This is a genomic window from Alcanivorax sp. UBA3183 (genome assembly GCF_002364155.1).
In the GTDB taxonomy this organism is placed as follows: domain Bacteria; phylum Pseudomonadota; class Gammaproteobacteria; order Pseudomonadales; family Alcanivoracaceae; genus Alcanivorax; species Alcanivorax jadensis.
This window is the reverse complement of sequence record NZ_DEXN01000032.1, coordinates 1-4,004: the sequence shown is the minus strand read 5'-3', so window position 1 is coordinate 4,004 and position 4,004 is coordinate 1. Positions and strand designations below refer to the sequence as shown.

The following is a 4,004-nucleotide window of genomic DNA, read 5'->3' as shown; positions in this document are numbered from 1 at the left end:
GCCATGCAAGCCTAGCTCCTACGGGAAATACCGGGCGTCAGGCGTCCGTCGTTTTCTCCAGCTCCGCTACCTGCTTCTCCAGCGCCTCCAGTTTTTCCCGGGTGCGCATCAATACCTGTTGCTGAATATCGAACTCTTCCCGGGTGATCAGATCCAGGCGGCTGACCGCTTCCGCCAGTACGCTGCGCACATTGCGCTCCACTTCGTTGCGCAGGCCGCCCAGATCGGTGGGTAGGCGCCCACTGATGTCGGCCATCAGGCGGTCGATAAAGGGTTGATCAGGCATCTTGAATCTCCATCGAGGACCAGGGGTAATGGCTGGCCCGGGCCGCCAGTAATGCGGTCTGTGGCGGCGGTGCTTGTATTGATGGGCGGATGGTAGCACGGTGTTCGCTGGCGCGGCACCGGCGGTGCAGGGCAACCGCTCTGCACCAAGTTGGAACCCGCCCCAAGGTGGTGCGCTATAATGGCGCGCCGAACCCGTTCCTTGAATCGGGATCGGGATATAACCCGCTGAAAATGCATGATTTTCTAAACCTGGCATGGGTCGTGCACTTATTGGGTCAGAGCGTTCGAGCAAACTGTGGATCGGGAACCATAACGGGGCTCGAAGTGAAACGGACGACACCGGACGCGGTGAAAGCTGAGGAGAATGAAATGAAACTGGTTACTGCCGTAATTAAGCCGTTCAAATTGGATGACGTGCGTGAAGCACTCTCCGAGATCGGCGTGCAAGGCATCACCGTTACCGAGGTGAAAGGCTTTGGACGCCAGAAAGGTCACACCGAGCTGTACCGGGGTGCCGAGTACGTGGTGGATTTTCTGCCCAAGGTAAAAATCGAGGTGGCCATCGCTGAGTCCTCTCTGGATCAGGTGATTGAAGCCATCGCGAAAGCTGCCAATACCGGCAAGATTGGTGACGGTAAGATCTTCGTCACTTCCCTGGAGCAAGCGATTCGTATCCGTACCGGTGAGACCGGTGAGGACGCGATTTAAGTTTTACCGTGTTGTAAATCGACCCATGCCAGGGTTTAGAGAACACGCTTCCATTTTCGGAGGGTTGCATTGTGGAAAATCAAATTTTTGAACTTCAGTACGCCATGGACACCTTTTACTTTCTGGTGTGTGGCGCATTGGTAATGTGGATGGCTGCCGGTTTTGCCATGCTGGAAGCCGGTCTGGTGCGTGCGAAAAACACCACCGAAATTCTCACCAAGAACGTGGCGCTGTTTGCCATTAGCTGCATCATGTACCTGGTGTGTGGTTACGCCATCATGTACGGCGGCGGCATCTTCCTGGACGGTATCGAAGCCTTCGATCTGGCCGGTGTGCTGAGCGCATCTACCGAGAACGGATTCGATGGTGATTCCGTCTACTCTGGTGCGTCTGACTTCTTCTTCCAGGTGGTGTTCGTGGCTACCGCCATGTCCATCGTCTCCGGTGCGGTTGCCGAGCGTATGAAGCTGTGGGCCTTCCTGGTCTTCGCGGTATTCATGACCGGTGTGATCTACCCGCTGGAAGGTTCCTGGACCTGGGGTGGTGCTGACGTGTTTGGCATGTACAACCTGGGCGACCTGGGCTTCTCTGACTTTGCTGGTTCCGGCATCGTTCACATGGCTGGTGCTGCTGCTGCTCTGGCTGGTGTGCTGCTGCTGGGTGCTCGTAAAGGCAAATACGGTCCTAACGGTGAAGTGCACGCTATCCCGGGTGCCAACCTGCCCCTGGCGACTCTGGGTACCTTCATCCTGTGGATGGGCTGGTTCGGCTTTAACGGCGGGTCTGTACTGAAGCTGGGCGATGCTGCAAGCGCACACTCTGTTGCCATGGTGTTCCTGAACACCAACGCTGCTGCCGCTGGTGGTGCTGTTGCTGCCCTGATCGTTGGCCGCATCCTGTTCGGCAAGGCTGACCTGACCATGCTGCTCAACGGTGCCCTGGCGGGTCTGGTTGCCATCACTGCCGAGCCGTCTACTCCGACTCCGCTGCTGGCTACTCTGTTCGGTGCCGCTGGTGGTGTGCTGGTAGTGTTCAGCATCCTGACTCTGGACAAGCTGAAGATCGACGATCCGGTTGGTGCCATCTCCGTACACGGTGTGGTTGGTCTGCTGGGTCTGCTGCTGGTACCGGTTACCAACGCTGATGTGTCCTTCTCCGGCCAGATCATCGGTGCAGCTACCATCTTCATCTGGGTATTCGTGGCCAGCCTGATCGTCTGGGGCATCCTGAAAGCCGTCATGGGCATCCGGGTTGCAGAAGAAGATGAGTACGAAGGCATGGATATGGCTGACTGCGGTATGGAAGCCTACCCGGAATTCGTGAAAGGTTAATCCTTCACAACGATTTCCTTGAAATGACAGGGCGCCTTCGGGCGCCCTTTTTTTGTTTTCACAAACAGGGTCGCTGGGCGTTTGCAGGGTTGCCAATGCCGGTGCGATAGATCGATTGCGTGATACCAGTTACGAGGACCGAGTCACGAAAAGCAAAACCCGGCGTTCGGGAAAGCCATGTTGTCGTTTCTCGCCTCTCGTCATTCGCCATCGTTGCAGGATCAGTGGTGCCATACCCCTGTGTTATCATGCGGCCTTTCCCGCCAGCTGTCTGTGAGCACCATGAGCGAAACCACTGTTATCCGCCTGCGTAAGAACGAAGAACGCCGCCTCAAGGCCGGCCACCTGTGGGTCTACGCCAACGAAATTGATACCCGCCAGACCCCGCTCAAGGATCTGCCTGCTGGTGCCGCCTGCATTGTGGAGAACAGTCAGGGCAAGCCGCTGGGCCGGGCTCTTCTAAGCCCTCACTCGTTGATTGCGGCCCGTCTCTATAGTCGCGACGTGAAGCAGGAGCTGTCGCGCAGTTTCTTCAAGAAACGCATCGAGCAGGCATTGGCCCTGCGCGAGACTTTGTTCGATGAACACAGCTACCGGTTGATCTTCGGCGAAGCCGACGGCCTGCCCGGGCTGGTGGTGGACCGTTTCGGTGATGTGCTGGTGGTGCAGACCGGTTCAGGAGCCATGGAAGCGCACCTGGACACTATCGTCAGTGCCCTGGATGCGGTACTTAATCCGACCCATATCATTGCCAAGAACGAAGCGGCGGCCCGGGAAATCGAGGGTATGGAGCGCTATACCAAGGCGTTGAAAGGCGATCTGGTCGACGAGGTGTCACTCACCGAAAACGGCGCCCGCTTTGTGGCGCCGCTGGCTGAAGGGCAGAAAACAGGCTGGTTCTACGACCACCGCAGTGCCCGCCAGGCCATGGTGCCACTGGCCAAAGGGGCGCGGGTGCTGGACGTGTTTTCCTATTGCGGTGGCTGGGGTGTGCAGGCAGCAATGGCCGGCGCGGAATCGGTCACCTGCGTGGATGCCTCGGAAACCGCCATCGACTATGTGCATCGCAATGCCAAGCTAAACGGGGTCGCGGACAAGGTAGGCAGCATCCAGGGCGATGCCTTTGCCGCCATGAAGCAGCTGATCGCCGATGGCGAAAAGTATGATCTGGTGGTGCTGGATCCGCCGGCGTTCGTGAAACGCAAAAAGGATTTCAAGAACGGCCTGGCCGGTTATCACGCTATCAACGAGCTGGCCCTGCGGTTGATCAAGCCGGGCGGTTATCTGATCTCCGCGTCCTGCTCCATGCATATGCCGGCGGACCGTTTGCTGGACGTGATCCACAGCAGCGCCCGACACATCGACCGCAGCGTGCAGGTAATCGGTTATCAAGGGCAGGGGCCGGACCATCCGGTACACCCGGCCATTACGGAAACGTCCTATCTGAAAAGCTGGTTCTGCCGGATAAACTTCTCCCTGTAGCCTGAAAACTATTGCGGATTAGCGAAAACGGAATCGATCTGTTCCCGGGTGAGGCGTGAGGCGGCTTGCCCCGGGGCCATCCTTCCGGGTGACCAAATCGCAAATCTGAATTCCTCACCGCCACCACAGATTGCGTAGGGTGCACTGAGCCTAAGGCGAACTGCACCGATCCGGCGTTTGATGGTGCAGTTCGCC

At 57.8% G+C, this 4,004-nt stretch carries 4 protein-coding genes; 3 read left to right on the top strand and 1 reads right to left on the bottom strand.

Going from position 1 to position 4,004, the window contains the following annotated elements:
- Positions 1 to 37 precede the first annotated feature (37 nt).
- A complete protein-coding gene (locus tag B3Q33_RS10720) occupies positions 38 to 286 on the bottom strand; it encodes an accessory factor UbiK family protein (protein ID WP_035250611.1) in 249 nt (82 codons plus the stop codon).
- Between the two features lie 371 nt (positions 287 to 657).
- Between B3Q33_RS10720 and glnK the strand changes: the two genes are divergently transcribed.
- From glnK to B3Q33_RS10705, 3 genes are all read left to right on the top strand, one after another.
- The gene (glnK, locus tag B3Q33_RS10715; RefSeq protein ID WP_008930504.1) at positions 658 to 996 is read left to right on the top strand and encodes a P-II family nitrogen regulator; all 339 of its coding nucleotides are present in this window, start codon (positions 658 to 660) and stop codon (positions 994 to 996) included.
- 71 nt (positions 997 to 1,067) lie between these two features.
- Positions 1,068 to 2,327, top strand: a complete 1,260-nt coding sequence (locus B3Q33_RS10710; protein WP_035250608.1) for an ammonium transporter — start codon at positions 1,068 to 1,070, stop codon at positions 2,325 to 2,327.
- Between the two features lie 282 nt (positions 2,328 to 2,609).
- Positions 2,610 to 3,809, top strand: coding sequence for a class I SAM-dependent rRNA methyltransferase (locus B3Q33_RS10705; RefSeq protein WP_272961680.1), 1,200 nt, complete (start codon positions 2,610 to 2,612; stop codon positions 3,807 to 3,809).
- Positions 3,810 to 4,004 lie beyond the last annotated feature (195 nt).